Raw genomic sequence first — 14,260 nt, 5'->3', positions numbered from 1 at the left:
CCCCGGGGTCACTGCACTTGGATTCTCCATCAACTTCGCTGCCTGACCCAACCCCGGGGGTCACTCGCCTGTCGCCGGGGGTTCACCGAGGATGGGTACGCCCGACTCGAGTGCCGCCTCGGCAGCGGCCGCCTGCGCTGTGCCTGCCCTCTTGGTCAGCGCCCACCCCTCGATGATTCGCTGCTGACCTGCGGAGACGGCCAGTGCACCGGGCGGGACGTCCTCCCGGATGAGGGCCTCGCCACCCGTCGTCGCACCGTCTCCGACCACCACCGGGGCGACAAAGGTCACACCTGACCCCGACTTCACATGGCGCCCGATGCGGGTCTTGTGCTTGTTGACCCCGTCGTAGTTGGCGAAGATCGTGCCGGCCCCGATGTTGGAGCCCTCGCCGATCGTCGCGTCGCCGACGTAGGACAGGTGGGGCACCTTGGCGCCGGGCCCGATGGTCGAGTTCTTGACCTCGACGAAGCCGCCGATCTTGCCCTCGTCGCCGAGCACCGTGCCCGGGCGCAGGTAGGAGAACGGCCCGACGTTGGCACCGGGGCCGACGACGGCGAGCTCTGCCTGCGTACGCACCACCCGGGCGCCGTGGCCGACCTCGGTGTCCTTCAGCGTGCAGTCGGGACCGACCACCGCGTCCTCGTCGATCCGGGTGGCACCGATGAGCTGGGTGCCGGGCAGGATGGTGACGTCGGGCGCGAGCTCGACGTCGGCATCGATCCAGGTCGTGGCCGGGTCCATCACGGTGACCCCGTCCTTCATCCACCGGGTCACGATCCGCTCGTTGAGGATCTTCCCGAGCGCGGCGAGCTGGGCCCGGTCGTTGGCGCCCTCGGCCTCGCTGACGTCGTCGAGGACGAACGCGTCCACCCCGAGCCCGTCCGAGACCGCCAGCGCAATCGCGTCGGTGAGGTAGAACTCCTTCTTGGCGTTGTCGTTGCCGATCCGCGGCAGCACCTCGGCCAGGAAACGGCCGTCGAAGGCGATGATCCCCGAGTTGATCTCGGTGATCGCCCGCTCCTCGTCGGTCGCGTCCTTCTCCTCGACGATCCCGGCGACCCCGGCGTCGCCACGCAGGATCCGGCCGTAGCCAAAGGGCTCCGGGACGATCCCGCTCAGGATCGTGGCGGCCCGGCCGGCGGCCTCGTGGTCGGCCACCAGCGCGCGCAGCGACTCACCGCGCAGCAGGGGCGTGTCGCCGTACGTCACCAGCACCGTCCCGCCGGAGACCGCGCCGGCCTCGACCGCCACCCGCACGGCGTGCGCCGTGCCGAGCTGCTCGGCCTGGACCGCGATCACGGCCTCGGGCAGGATCTCGGCGATATGGGGCTCGACCAGCTCCCGCTGGTGTCCCACGACCGCGACGACACGGGACGCCCCGGCCTCTGAGACCGCGGCCAGGACATGGCCCACGAGACTCCGGCCCGCGATCTGGTGGAGCATCTTGGGAGTCTTGGACTTCATCCGGGTGCCGCCGCCGGCGGCCAGCACGATCACGGTGAGCTCGCTCATGTTGGGTCAGTCTAGGCCGCTGCGCCCGGGCGCAGATCCGGGGTCAGCGGACCCGTTCCTCGGCCGCGTTGAGGACCCCGATGATCTGGTCGTAGTCACCGCGAACCTCGGCGTAGCGCAGCAGCTTGACCTGCTCCACGAGCACCTCGTGGGCCTCGGGATCGGCCTCGAGGAGCGCCATCACCTCGTCGACGTACGCCTCGAGCGGCATCGCGTGCTCGGAGCTCTCGTGGCCCGGCATCAGGGCCGTGCGGACCGCCGGCGGGACGAGCTCGGTGACCTGGATCCCGATCGGCGCCAGCTGCATCCGGATCGACTCGGAGAGCTGGTGGATCGCCGCCTTGGTGGCGTTGTACGTGGGCGTGAACCGCAGCGGCGTGTGGGCCAGCCCCGAGGAGACGGTGAGGATCGTGGCGCCGGGGCGCTCACGCAGCTGCGGCACCAGCGCGTCGATGAGCCGGATCGGACCGAGCACGTTGGTCACCACGGTCTCCTCGGCATCGGCGAGGAAGCCCGGCGTGGTCCAGTCCTCCTGGCGCATGATCCCGGCCATCGCGACGAGCACGTTCAGGTCCGGGAAGCGACTGACGACGTCGGCGGTCGCCTCCGCGATCGAGTCGGCGTCGGCGGTGTCGATGCGGACGGTGTCGAAGCCGTGCACCTGGGCCAGCTCGGAGAGCAGGGACGTACGCCTGCCGCCGATGATGACGGTGTTGCCGCGCTCCTTCAGGCGCAGGGCGAGAGCGAGGCCGATCCCGGAGGTCGCGCCGGGGATGAAGATGGTGTTTCCGGTGATGTTCATGCCTCCACCTTGCGGCGGCGGCTCCGACGGCGGGAGAGACCTGGTGATCGTGGGATCGGCGGTCCCTGGTTGCGTACGAGCCCAACCCGCATCATGGATGCCATGGACCGCGCCTCCCTCGCCGACTTCCTCCGACGCCGCCGTGAGGCGCTCCGCCCGCAGGACGTCGGCCTGATCACCGGACCCCGCCGGCGCACACCCGGCCTGCGTCGCGAGGAGGTCGCCGCGCTGACCGGGATGTCGACCGACTACTACGTACGCCTCGAGCAGCAGCGCGGCCCGCAGCCCTCCGACCAGATGCTCTCCGCGCTCGCCCGAGCATTGCGCCTGACCATCGACGAGCGCGACCATCTCTACCGGCTGGCCGGTCACAACGCCCCGCGGCGTACGTTCGAGGACGGCCACGTCGCCCCGGCGCTGCTGCGTGTGCTGGACCGGCTCGAGGACACCCCGGCGATGATCATGTCCGCGCTCGGCGAGACGCTGGTCGCCAACCGGCTCGCGACCACGATCTTCGGGGACCGGGCAGCGCTGACCGGCTGGGAGCGCTGTGAGGCGTACCGCTGGTTCACCGATCCCACGACCCGGGACGTCTACCCGCCGGACTACCACGACACGCACGGCCGGGGTCTGGTGGCGAGCCTGCGGATGGCCTACGGAGCACTCGGTGTGCGCTCCCGCGCCGGCGAGCTCGTACGCCTCCTGCTCGACAGGTCCGAGGAGTTCCGCGAGCTGTGGGAGCGGCACGAGGTCACCCACCGCTACGAGGACCACAAGACGCTGCTGCACCCGCAGGTCGGCCGCATCGACGTCGACTGCCAGGTGCTGTCCACCCAGGACCAGGGCCAGGCGCTGCTGGTGCTGACGCCGGTGCCCGGCAGCGAGGCGGAGGAGAAGATCCGGCTGCTCGCGGTGCTCGGGCACGAGGAGTTCAGCACGCCCTAAGAGACAACTTTCCCCAGGTCGAGGACGAGGACGGCCATGTCGTCGGAGGGCGGCACGGCGGAGAAGTCGGCGACCGCCCGCAGCAGCCGGTCGGCGACGACCTGCGCTCCCACGTCGATGCCCGTGGCGAGGACGGCCTCGACGCCGGCCTCCTCGAACATCGTGTCCCCGGCGCGCCGCTCGAGAACACCGTCGGTGACGACGACGAGCCGGTCGCCCCGCTCCACCGTCACCTCCTCCTCGATGTAGTCGACCGCGTCGAGCACCCCGAGGAGCGCCTGCGACCGGCCGACCCGTCGGGCGGAGACACCGGGCCGGGAACGGGTGACCAGGAACGGCGGCGGATGGCCCGCACAGACGAGCCGCACCTGGAAGCGGGACGCGGAGGTGACCTCGAGCGTGCCGCACACCAGCGTGATGAACCGGCCCCGCAGGCCCTCGTCGCTGATCGCGGCGTTGAGCCGCTCCAGGGTCGGCGCGATCGGGATGCCGGCCCGCATCAGCGCCCGTACGGTGTGCCGCGACATCCCGGCGACCGCGGCTGCCTCCGGTCCGACGCCGCAGACGTCGCCCACCATGAAGCCCCAGCGCCCGGCGCCGAGCGCGAAGATGTCGTAGAAGTCGCCGCCGGCCTCGTTGAACTCCCCCGTCGGCTCGTAGCCGACCCCGATGTCGACGCCCGGGATCTCCGGCAGCACCGCAGGCAGCAGGCTGCGCTGCAGGGACCGGCCGATCTCCTGGAGCTCGGTGTGGGCGCGGGCGTTGTCGATGGCCAGGGCCGCCCGGCGGGCCACTGACTCCGCCACCATCAGGCGCTCGCGGCGCAGCGGCTCACCTGCCGGCCGCCCGAGGGTGAGCCAGCCGATGACCCGGTTGCGGGCCTCCAGCGGGAGGATCGCGACCTCGCCGTCGAGGTCGGGCACGGCGGGCACCTCCGGGCCGTCCGGGGTCGCGTCCTCCAAGGCGTCCCGCACCGCGTCGAGCTGGTGCTCGTCGGCGTGCCAGGCGAACTGGAGCCGAGGATGGTCACGTACGTCGTTGAGATAGATGCCGCACCAGGTCGCCAGCCGGGGCACGACGATCTGGCCGGTCATCGCGGTCGTCGTCTCCAGGTCCAGCGATCCGGCCAGCATCACGCTCGCCTCTCCCAGGAACGCCAGCCAGGCGCGCCGCTCACCATCGGCAGCCCGCGTGGATGCCCGGTCGACGCTCGGCGCGGCCCAGTCCGCGACCCGCTGCAGCTCGGCGCCGTCCTCGGTCGCGAAGCTGCCCGGCTTCTTCTTCGCGACCGCCAAGGTGCCGATCACCCGGCCCTCGAAGGCCACCGGGGCGGTCACCAGCGAGCGCAGCTCGAGCCCGCGGAGCAGCTCGACCGGCGTGGCACGCAGGTCGCCGATCGCCAGCGGCCGGAACGAGGCCCGAAGGCTCGGCGCACCGCCCTCGCCACGGCGCACGCTCCGCCCCTTGATCAGCGCAGCCGACCCGCTCGTCGCGGCCACCACGAACCGGTCCTCCATCTCGTCCTCGAGCAGGAGGTACGCAGCGTCAGCGTCGAAACGCTCCCGGGTCTGCTCCACCACGAGGTCGAGGATGTCGGCGAGCGCGAGCTGGTTGAGGGCGAGCCCGCTCAGCCCCAGCGGATCCCGGCCGGGCGTGGCCACGCTCTCCCGGCGGCGTACGTCCTGGCCCTCCGGGACTCCCCCGTTGGGCGCATCCACGTCGAGGGTCGTCTCCACGAGCGCGAACGCGGCCCACACCCGCTTGTGATCCCGGCGGTACTCCACCCCCCAGGCAGTCGCCAGCGCCGAGGTGATGAGCAGCCCGCGGCCGTGCTCGCCGGCCCCGGGCCGGGCGTTCGCGCCGACCGGGAGCACCCGGGTCGGGTGCTGGTCGAAGACGTCGATGCGGAGCCGGTCTTCCTCACGTACGACCGACACGGTCATCGGCGTGCCGGCGTGGGTCACGGCGTTGGTCACCAGCTCGCTGGTCAGCAGGACGACGTCGTCGAGGAGGTCGTCGAGGCCCCATTCGTCAAGCACCTCGCGCGCGAAACGGCGCGCTTCTGAGACCGACGTCGGTGCCGGCTCGAAGGTTCGAGACAGTGTCTTGGCTCCGATACTCATGACCACCGCCGATTGTGCACCCCTTTGGCGCTGGTATGGCACTGATCACCGCAAGGTACCGGCAGGTAGGTCAAGGAATTACCAGAATCGGTGGTGAACGATCATTTGTGGGCCACGGCCAGCCGAGGAGTGGGACACTTCAGCAGACGCGCGGATCAGCGCGAGAGGAGGCAGGGGGATGCCCTCATCGACGGACTCATCGAGGTCGGCCACGCTTCCCGAGCAGGTGACGGTCGATCAGGTCACGCTCCGCCAGCTCAAGGACGCGATGACCGCGATGCGCGACGGCATCTTCACCGGCCGGCTCGAGCCTGTCGACGGGCCGCTCGGTGACCTCGCCTCCATCCACAACGAGATCGCCGAACGGCTGAACCACCTGACCGGCGAGATCGCGCGCGTGCGCCGCGAGGCCGGCCGCGACGGCCACCATGACGAACGGCTCCGGCCGAGCATCGGCGGCGGTGCCTGGGCCGGCGCCGTCGAGGACGCCAACAAGCTGGTCGCCGACCTGGCACGCCCGACCGCCGATGTCGCCCGGGTCGTCGCCGCCGTCTCCGCAGGCGACCTCACCCAGACGATGGACGTACGCCACGGCAGCCGCGCCCTCAAGGGAGACCCGCTGCTGGTCGCCAAGAGCGTGAACGGCCTGGTCGCCCAGCTCGCCACGATCACCGAGGAGATCGCCCGGGTCACCCGAGAGGTCGGCACCGAGGGCAAGCTCGGTGGCCGCGCCCGGGTGCGGAACGCCTCCGGCACCTGGCGCGACCTCATCGACGCGGTCAACACGATGTCCTCGCGGCTGACCGCCCAGGTCCGCGACATCGCCGAGGTCACCACCGCCGTCGCCAACGGCGACCTGTCCCGCACGGTCACCATCGAGGTCTCCGGCGAGATGGCGCAGCTCAAGGACACCGTCGACCGGATGGTCGGCCAGCTGTCCTCGTTCGCCGCCGAGGTCACCCGTGTCGCCCGCGAGGTCGGCACCGAGGGCCGCCTCGGCGGCCAGGCCGACGTACGCGGCGTCTCCGGCACCTGGCGCGACCTGACCGACTCGGTCAACACGATGGCCTCCAACCTGACCTCCCAGGTGCGCGGGATCTCCTCGGTCGCCAAGGCCGTCGCCCGCGGCGACCTGTCGCAGCAGATCACGGTCACCGCGCGCGGTGAGGTCGCCGAGCTCGCCGAGACGCTCAACTCGATGACCGCCACCCTGCAGACCTTCGCCGACGAGGTCACGCGTGTCGCCCGCGAGGTCGGCACCGAGGGCATCCTCGGAGGTCAGGCCGAGGTTCCCGGCGTCGCCGGCCGGTGGAAGGACCTCACCGACTCGGTGAACTCGATGGCGAGCAACCTGACCAACCAGGTCCGCGACATCGCCCAGGTCACCACCGCGGTGGCCGGCGGCGACCTGTCCCAGAAGATCACCGTCGACGTACGCGGCGAGCTCTACGAGCTGAAGACGACCGTCAACACGATGGTCGACCAGCTCTCCGCCTTCGCCGACGAGGTGACGCGTGTCGCCCGGGAGGTCGGCACCGAGGGCATGCTGGGCGGCCAGGCCGAGGTGCCGGGCGTCGGCGGCCGGTGGAAGGACCTCACCGACTCCGTCAACTCCATGGCGACCAACCTGACCAACCAGGTCCGCAACATCGCCCAGGTCACCACCGCCGTCGCCGGCGGCGACCTGTCCCAGAAGATCACCGTCGACGTACGCGGCGAGCTCGCCGAGCTCAAGACGACCGTCAACACGATGGTCGACCAGCTCTCCGCCTTCGCCGACGAGGTGACGCGTGTCGCCCGCGAGGTCGGTGGCGAGGGTCAGCTCGGTGGCCAGGCCGCGGTGCCCGGTGTCTCCGGCACCTGGCGCGACCTGACCGACTCGGTGAACTTCATGGCCGGCACGCTGACCGCCCAGGTGCGAAACATCGCTCAGGTCACCACCGCGGTGGCCCGTGGCGACCTGAGCCGGCAGATCACCGTCGACGCCCGCGGCGAGATCCTCGAGCTCAAGTCGACCATCAACACCATGGTCGACCAGCTCTCCTCCTTCGCGGCCGAGGTCACCCGCGTCGCGCGCGAGGTCGGCACCGAGGGCAAGCTCGGCGGCCAGGCCGACGTGCACGACGTCTCGGGCACCTGGAAGGACCTCACCGACTCGGTCAACTCGATGGCCTCCAACCTGACCTCCCAGGTCCGCAACATCGCCCAGGTCACCACCGCCGTGGCCCGAGGCGACCTGACCCAGAAGATCACCGTCGACGCCCGCGGCGAGATCCTCGAGCTCAAGTCGACCATCAACACCATGGTCGACCAGCTCGGCTCGTTCGCCGACGAGGTCACCCGTGTGGCCCGCGAGGTCGGCACCGAGGGCGCGCTCGGCGGCCAGGCCCAGGTGCCGGGTGTCGCCGGCACCTGGCGCGACCTGACCGTGTCGGTGAACTCGATGGCCTCCAACCTGACCAACCAGGTCCGCAGCATCGCCCAGGTCTCCAAGGCGGTCTCGCAGGGCGACCTGTCGCAGAAGATCTCCATCGAGGCCCGCGGTGAGGTCGCCGCCCTGGCCGGCACCCTCAACGCGATGGTCGACACGCTGCGTACCTTCGCCGACGAGGTCACCCGTGTCGCCCGCGAGGTCGGCACCGAGGGATCGCTGGGCGGTCAGGCCCACGTACGCGGCGTGGCCGGCACCTGGAAGGACCTCACCGACTCGGTCAACTCGATGGCCTCCAACCTGACCTCCCAGGTCCGCAACATCGCCCAGGTCACCACCGCCGTCGCCCGTGGCGACCTCACCCAGAAGATCACCGTCGACGCCCGCGGCGAGATCCTCGAGCTCAAGTCCACGGTCAACACCATGGTCGACCAGCTCTCCTCCTTCGCCGACGAGGTCACCCGTGTCGCCCGCGAGGTCGGCACCGAGGGCAAGCTCGGCGGCCAGGCCGAGGTCGCCGACGTCTCCGGCACCTGGCGCGGACTGACGGAGAACGTCAACCAGCTCGCGTCGACGCTGACCACACAGCTCCGCGCGATCGCCGAGGTCTCCGCTGCGGTGACCCAGGGCGACCTGAGCCGGCAGATCACCGTCGGGGCGGCCGGCGAGGTCGCCGACCTGAAGGACAACCTCAACGAGATGATCGACTCGCTGCGGGAGACCACCAGGGCCAACGAGGACCAGGACTGGCTCAAGACCAACCTGGCCCGGTTCACCGGCCACATGCAGGGCGGTCGCGACCTGCTCGAGGTCGCCCGGCTGATCGTCTCCGAGCTCACCCCGCTGGTCGGCGCGCAGCAGGGCTCGATCTTCCTCACCGACCAGACCTCCGAGCACGGCGGCCCCAAGGTCCTGCGCCGGATCGCCTCCTACGGCTACCAGCCCGGCCCCGACGTCCCCGACGTCTTCGCGCTCGGCGAGGGGCTGGTCGGGCAGGCGGCGTACGACCGCCAGCCGATCATCGTGCGCGACGTGCCGGCCGACTTCCTGCGGATCTCCTCGGGCCACGGATCGGCGGCACCGACCTCGATCGTGGTGCTCCCGGTGGCGTTCGAGGAGAAGGTGATCGGTGTCGTCGAGCTGGCCTCGTTCCGGCCGTTCAGCGCCGTCCACATGCAGTTCCTCGAGCAGCTCGCGGAGTCGATCGGGGTCTCGCTCAACGCGATCATGGCCAGCTCGCGCACCGAGGAGCTGCTGGTCGAGTCGCAGCGGCTCGCCGCCGAGCTGCAGGACAAGCAGGACGAGGGCGAACGTCAGCAGGTGGAGCTGCAGCAGACCAACGCGGCCCTCGAGGAGAAGGCGCGCCAGCTCGCCGACCAGAACCAGGCGATCGAGATCAAGAACCTCGAGATCGAGGACGCCCGGCGCGGCCTGGAGGAGCGGGCCGAGCAGCTCGCCCTCTCGTCCCGCTACAAGTCCGAGTTCCTGGCCAACATGTCGCACGAGCTGCGTACGCCGCTCAACTCGCTGCTGATCCTGGCCCGGCTGCTCTCTGACAACGTCGACGGCAACCTCAACTCCCGCCAGGTGGAGTACTCCCGCACCATCCACGGCGCCGGCACCGATCTCCTCCAGCTGATCAACGACATCCTCGACCTGTCCAAGGTCGAGGCGGGGAAGATGGACGTCCACGTCACCGACGTCGCGGTGACCTCGGTGGTCGAGTACGTCGAGGCGACCTTCCGGCCGCTGACCGCCGAGAAGGACCTCGACTTCATCGTCAGCGTCGACCCCGATGTGCCCCGGGTGCTCCGCTCGGACCAGCACCGGCTGCAGCAGGTGCTGCGCAACCTCCTCTCCAACGCGGTGAAGTTCACCGACGGCGGCGGGGTCCGGCTGCTGATCCGCAACGCTTCCGGCGAGCGCTTCTCGACGCCCAGCCTGCAGCAGGCCGACGCGGTGCTGGCGTTCTCGGTGGTCGACACCGGCATCGGCATCCCGCCGGAGAAGCTGAAGGTCATCTTCGAGGCGTTCCAGCAGGCCGACGGCACGATCAGCCGCAAGTTCGGCGGCACCGGCCTCGGTCTGTCGATCAGCCGCGAGGTCGCCCACCTCATCGGCGGCGAGATCCAGGTCAAGAGCGATCCCGGACACGGCAGCTCCTTCACGTTGTACGTCCCGAGGATCAGCGCCGGGACGATCGATGCCCAGACGCCGACGCCTGCCGTCGGCGAGCCGGTCGCGTCGCTCCAGCAAGACACCGCCGAGAGGGGCGCTGACCAGGTCCTGCTGGTTCTCAGTGGCGGCAGCGACGACTCCGGCCCCGGCACCAGCGCCGTCGTGGAGGCCCTGTTCGGCTCGGTCGACGAGGTCGAGACGGTCCTGGGCGCATCACCCGACGAGGCTCAAGCGGTCCTGGCCGACCGCGAGGTCGACTGTGTGGTCCTGGACCTCCCGCTGACGGAGGGCGGCTTCGACGTACTCCGCTGGATGCGCACCCACAAGCGCACCAAGAACATTCCCGTCGTGCTGAGTAGGGTCGGCGAGGTGACCAAGGCTCAGCAGAGCCGCCTGGACAGGTACGCCCAGGCGATGACCCTCAAGACACCGGCAACCACCGAGGAGGCGATCGACGACGTGAGCGTGCTGCTGGGCCGAACCGGTGGGCAGTCCCCCAGGACGTACGTTCCCGAGCCGGCCGACCCGAACGGCCAGTTCGTCGGTCGCAGGATCCTGATCGTCGACGACGACGTACGCAACGTCTTCGCGCTCACCAGCGCGCTCGAGCAGCACGGCATCGACGTCCTCTATGCCGAGTCCGGGGAGGCCGGGATTGAGGCACTCCAGCGGGAGCCGGGCGTCGACCTCGTGCTGATGGACATCATGATGCCGGGCATGGACGGTCTGACCGCGATGCGCCTGATCCGCGACATCCCGCAGTTCAAGAGCCTGCCGATGATCGCTCTGACCGCGAAGGCGATGACGGGTGACCGCGAGGACAGCCTCGCCGCCGGTGCCTCGGAGTACATCACCAAGCCGGTCGACGTCGCCGACCTGCTCTCGCTGTTCCGGTTGTGGCTGTCATGAGTGATCGCCATCAGGGGACGGCGAAGATCCTGCTCGTCGACGACCGTGCCGCCAACCTGGTCGCGCTCGAGGCCATCCTCGGATCCCTCAACGAGACCCTCGTCCGCGCCGGGTCCGGCGAAGACGCGCTACGCGCCCTGCTCCACGACGACTTCGCGCTGATCCTGCTCGACGCGCAGATGCCGGGGATGGACGGCTTCGAGACGGCCACCCGCATCAAGGCGCGGGAGCGCACCAAGGACGTCCCGATCATCTTCCTGACCGCCAACGACTTCGACACCCACCTCGCCTATCGCGGCTACGCGACCGGCGCGGCCGACTTCCTCGCCAAGCCGTTCGATCCGTGGCTGCTGCGGGCGAAGGTGCAGGTCTTCGTCGACCTGTGGCACGCCAGCCGCAAGCTCAGCATCCAGGCCGACCTGCTGCGCCGGTCCCTGGACGAGCGAGCCGCGCAGCCCGGCCGGGTCGACGTCGATGTCGTCACCGACCTCCGCTCCCGGCTCGCCGGGGTGGAGGAGGCGGTGGCCGAGCTCGACACGGGCGTCGACATCGGCCTAGGCGGCGATGCCCGCCGGCGCCTCGGGACGCGGCTGGACGATCTCAGGCAGGCGCTCGACGCGCTGGGCTGAGGTTAGAGAGGGTCAGATCTTCGCCCGGTAGGCCGCGAGGATCTGCTCCGCCTTCTCCTTGTCGGCGTCCTGCAGCGGGATGAGCAGCTCGGCGACCACGTCGGTCAGCTCGGCGACGCGCCGGTTGAGCTGGCGCTGCTCCTGCACCTCGGCCTCGAGCGCCTCGATGCGGCGCACCAGCGAGGCGCGCGTACGGGCCGCGTCGCGGGCACCGCGAGCGATGTTCTTGATGCCGGATTCGTCGGACATGTCAGTTTCCTTCTGCAGCTTTGAGGGATGGCCAGGAGGCGCGGAGCCGCGCGACGCCCGGCAGCGGGTTGCCGAGCATGTCCTGGCCTTCGTTGATCCCGAGGTGCTCGACCACACCGCCGGCAGCCTCGATCTCGGCCTGGACGAGGGCGGGGTCGACGCGGCGTACGAGGCCTTCGGGCTGCGGGTCGGGGAGGTTCTCACCGGTGACCGCGAACTCGAGGTAAAGCTTGCCGCCGCCGGGGCGCAGCGCCATCTTGGCCAGGGTCCAGAGCTGGCTCCGCGCCGCGCCGTCGAGGCAGCCGATCAGGTCGCGGGCGTAGAGATGGTGGGGGTCGCGGGCCAGCCGTGCACCGAGCGTCAGCGTCGAACGGAGCTCGCCGAGGATGAGCTGCTCGGAGACCAGCGGAAGCTTGTGGCGCTCGGCCCTGCGGCGCACGGCGGCCACCGCGGCGCGGGAGAAGTCCACCGAGTGCACCTGGTGTCCCTTGCGGGCGAAGAAGCGGCCGTCACGCCCGATCGCGCCGGAGCCGATGTCGACCACCTTCGCGTCCTCGGGCAGCTGCCGCTGGACCCACGCGCCGAAGGCCGACTGCTTGCTCTCGAGCTCGCTCCCGTGGGTGTTGTGGAACTCGGTCCAGTGCCCCATGTCGGTGCGGAAGCCGCGCAGCCAGCCGTCCAGACGACGTACGCCGGCCGGCGGGTCGGCGTACTTGAACGACGGGTCCGGGGTGCGCCACTTCGGGCCGTAGATGAAGGCCAGCATCTCCTCGGGCTCGGCGGGAGCCGGGAAGTCGTAGCCGTGCAGGTTGATCGTCGAGACCGGCACGATCGCCTCGCGGCGCAGCCGGCCGGAGCGGTTGCCGAGCTGGTAGAAGACCGGCTCGCCGTCACCGTCGGGCACGTAGAACGCCACGAAGATGTCGATGTGCACCTTGCGGCCGTCCGAGACCTCGTGCAGGACCTTGATGTCGCCGCCGGACATCCGCAGGACGCTCCAGCCGCGCTCGCGCATGGTGCGCTCGATGGCGTACGACTCGGTGATGATCTCGGCGGGGACCGTGTGCTTGGAGAGGTAGCAGACGTCGGTGTCGGAGTCGTGGCCGAGCATCCGGCCCTCGCGGATCGCGCCGAGGAGCGCGCCGTAGTTGAGGTAGGCCTCGACGCCGACCACGTCGCGGAGGTCGGCGAGGACACGCTGGGTGCCGTCGAGGATCTCCTCGCGGATGCTCTCGTCGGTGGCCTCGAAGGAGCGGGTCAGGTGGCCGACCTTGTCGACGCTGAGCGGGTTGCCGCCGCCGTCGACGATCGAGATGTTGCCCTCACCGGAGCCGAGGGTGACCTTGTCCTCGAAGAGCACCTCGCCCTCGTAGTCGGCGATGGTGACCGTCGCGGAGCCGTCCAGGAACCGGGTGAGGACGGTCGGCCAAGGCACCATGGTGCCGCCGTCTGTCGGGTGGCCGTCGCGGTCGGGCGTGAGGGACCAGACGTACTGGCCGTCGACGGAGAGAATCAGGACCGGCGTCGAGGAGTCCCGGACAAGGACCCCGTCGTCGGAGATCTCGAACTGTCCGCCAGTCGTGGGGGCACTGCCGGTCACGAGACCTGGGCATCCTCTCGCGCGATGGCCTTCCGCAGAGCGGTGCTACTGGTCTGGAGGGTGTAGGGGAAGTAGACGACCTCGACACCGACCGACGCCATCTTCTTCTCGAGCGCGTCGCCCTTCTCGGTGCCCTTCCAGTCATCGCCCTTGAAGAGGTGGGTGAACCCGACCTCGCGCCAGGAGTCGACCTTGTCGGTGGTGCGCTCGGCGTAGACCGCGTCCACGATCCCGATCGCCTCGACGATCTCCAGCCTCTCGACGAGCGGGACGGTCGGGATGATCCCCTTCGTCGTCTCGCAGACCTCGTCGGAGACCACACCCGCGATCAACGTGTCGCAGCGCTCCCGCGCCTGGCGAAGCATGTTGAGGTGACCGATGTGGAAGAGATCGAACACGCCAGGAACGTAACCGATGATCGGTCCCATGCCCACGCTTCCTCCAAGTGTTTGTCGATTAGTTTGGGCGACTTTACACCCTGCTCCCCCACGACCTTGATACCAGGCCAGTATCCATGTCTCCCTGCGCATCTCCGGAATCACCAACGCGACACGCGGACGTCCACAGGAAGCCCGGCGACCTTACACGAAGATGAACGGCGCGTGGCCATCAATGACGAGGGCCGGGGTCAGCTGGGCGGCATGACCCCGAGGACGACGAGCAGTCCGGGAAGGCCGAGGAACAGCAGCCCGAGCAGGATCGGGCCACCGAGCACACCCAGGAGGATGGTGACCTTCGAGACGGCGTACCGCCGCAGGTAGGACACGGCGAGCACCCCGAATCCCGCGGCCGAGACGACCGATCCGAGGAGGTACGCCACCGAGCGCAGGCCGAGGTCAGCCGGGTCGCCGCGGCGCCCAGCACCTTCAGGCCAGTGAC

The 14,260-nt window shown here is 70.0% G+C and carries 10 protein-coding genes; 3 read left to right on the top strand and 7 right to left on the bottom strand.

What is annotated here, in order from left to right; translation table 11 throughout:
• Positions 1-60: 60 nt before the first annotated feature.
• Both glmU and AB0F44_RS09725 read right to left on the bottom strand, forming a co-directional pair.
• Positions 61-1,515 (bottom strand): bifunctional UDP-N-acetylglucosamine diphosphorylase/glucosamine-1-phosphate N-acetyltransferase GlmU, encoded by a 1,455-nt coding sequence (gene glmU, locus AB0F44_RS09730; RefSeq protein WP_357354856.1) that lies wholly within the window; start codon positions 1,513-1,515, stop codon positions 61-63.
• A 43-nt stretch (positions 1,516-1,558) separates the two neighbouring features.
• Positions 1,559-2,317 (bottom strand): SDR family NAD(P)-dependent oxidoreductase, encoded by a 759-nt coding sequence (locus AB0F44_RS09725; protein ID WP_357354854.1) that lies wholly within the window; start codon positions 2,315-2,317, stop codon positions 1,559-1,561.
• 102 nt (positions 2,318-2,419) lie between these two features.
• Here AB0F44_RS09725 and AB0F44_RS09720 point away from each other — a divergent pair, with 102 nt between their 5' ends.
• Complete coding sequence (locus AB0F44_RS09720; protein WP_357354852.1) at positions 2,420-3,262, top strand: helix-turn-helix transcriptional regulator; 843 nt, start codon at positions 2,420-2,422, stop codon at positions 3,260-3,262.
• On the opposite strand, the gene AB0F44_RS09715 is transcribed toward AB0F44_RS09720, so the two are convergent.
• Positions 3,259-5,385, bottom strand: a complete 2,127-nt coding sequence (locus AB0F44_RS09715) for a SpoIIE family protein phosphatase (protein ID WP_357354850.1) — start codon at positions 5,383-5,385, stop codon at positions 3,259-3,261. The genes AB0F44_RS09720 and AB0F44_RS09715 overlap by 4 nt on opposite strands.
• A 178-nt stretch (positions 5,386-5,563) precedes the next feature.
• Here AB0F44_RS09715 and AB0F44_RS09710 point away from each other — a divergent pair, with 178 nt between their 5' ends.
• Entirely contained in the window at positions 5,564-10,903 is a 5,340-nt protein-coding gene (locus tag AB0F44_RS09710; RefSeq protein ID WP_357354848.1) for a HAMP domain-containing protein, read from the top strand.
• Complete coding sequence (locus AB0F44_RS09705) at positions 10,900-11,532, top strand: response regulator (protein ID WP_357354846.1); 633 nt, start codon at positions 10,900-10,902, stop codon at positions 11,530-11,532. The genes AB0F44_RS09710 and AB0F44_RS09705 overlap by 4 nt, the downstream gene beginning before the upstream one ends.
• 12 nt (positions 11,533-11,544) lie before the next feature.
• Here AB0F44_RS09705 and AB0F44_RS09700 read toward each other — a convergent pair whose 3' ends face one another.
• From AB0F44_RS09700 to AB0F44_RS09685, 4 genes are all read right to left on the bottom strand, one after another.
• Positions 11,545-11,781: a DUF6752 domain-containing protein gene (locus tag AB0F44_RS09700; RefSeq protein WP_141806138.1), complete on the bottom strand. Its 237-nt coding sequence runs from the start codon at positions 11,779-11,781 to the stop codon at positions 11,545-11,547.
• Position 11,782: 1 nt separating this feature from the next.
• Positions 11,783-13,381, bottom strand: a complete 1,599-nt coding sequence (locus AB0F44_RS09695) for a class I SAM-dependent methyltransferase (RefSeq protein ID WP_357354844.1) — start codon at positions 13,379-13,381, stop codon at positions 11,783-11,785.
• Entirely contained in the window at positions 13,378-13,809 is a 432-nt protein-coding gene (locus tag AB0F44_RS09690; RefSeq protein ID WP_350660472.1) for an adenylyltransferase/cytidyltransferase family protein, read from the bottom strand. Before AB0F44_RS09690 ends, AB0F44_RS09695 begins: the two co-directional genes overlap by 4 nt.
• A 200-nt stretch (positions 13,810-14,009) precedes the next feature.
• Complete coding sequence (locus tag AB0F44_RS09685) at positions 14,010-14,201, bottom strand: hypothetical protein (protein ID WP_357354842.1); 192 nt, start codon at positions 14,199-14,201, stop codon at positions 14,010-14,012.
• Positions 14,202-14,260 lie beyond the last annotated feature (59 nt).

Source organism: Nocardioides sp. NPDC023903 (assembly GCF_040639295.1).
In the GTDB taxonomy this organism is placed as follows: Bacteria; Actinomycetota; Actinomycetes; order Propionibacteriales; family Nocardioidaceae; genus Nocardioides.
Note: the sequence above shows the minus strand (reverse complement) of the source record. Positions and strands in the feature narration are given on the sequence as shown.